Below are 638 nucleotides of genomic sequence, written 5' to 3' on the forward strand. Positions count from 1 at the left end.
TGTGCAGAAGTAATACGAATGCGGCACGGCGCGCCTGCAGAACAACTCTCCACCGGAGGGATGTCACGCGCCGTTTCGCACACACAGCCTGGCGCATATCGCTCAAGTCGCAAGCGTGAGGTCCAGCGGGCCCGCATTTCAGGTTCTGCCACCCAGTAATGCGTGTCCGCCGTCATACCCCTGAAATAAAGTGTCCTGAAGACAGGCAGTTCTGTACAGACATGCCACACTATAACCGTCTGAAATACAGGACATCTTTTAACTGAGGAAGACATCATGACAACAGCAAGACGCGGTGGTGCCGGAAACTTCGCGGCCGACCCGGCGCGCGCCTCTGAGGCGGGCAGCAAAGGCGGCGCCGCCAGTGGCGGTAACTTCAAAAACTGTCCCGATCGCGCGCGCGAGGCCGGTCGTAAAGGCGGACTTATCAGCCGGCGGAGCCCAAAACCCGAAGTTTAAATAAAACCACCCGGACGCGCGCCGGAAGTAAATTTTATCCCGGCGCGCTTAATTTGGAAATATGCATTTCCAAATTATCTCTGAGGTTGAAGTCGAATAATCAACGAAACCTACCCCCTGATTTTTCTGATATGTGGCGCATATTCATGGCCAATACCTGCAGGCTTATCATCCATATT

Annotated in this window: 1 protein-coding gene; it reads left to right on the plus strand. The window is 54.2% G+C overall.

From position 1 onward, the window contains the following. The first annotated feature begins 276 nt into the window (after positions 1-276). Positions 277-459 carry a general stress protein gene (locus VI01_RS24450; protein WP_045816983.1) on the plus strand — a complete coding sequence of 61 codons (183 nt, stop codon included), beginning with the start codon at positions 277-279 and terminating at the stop codon, positions 457-459. Positions 460-638 lie beyond the last annotated feature (179 nt).

It is taken from the genome of Pantoea sp. SM3, from assembly GCF_000963995.1.
In the GTDB taxonomy this organism is placed as follows: Bacteria; Pseudomonadota; Gammaproteobacteria; order Enterobacterales; family Enterobacteriaceae; genus Pantoea; species Pantoea rwandensis_B.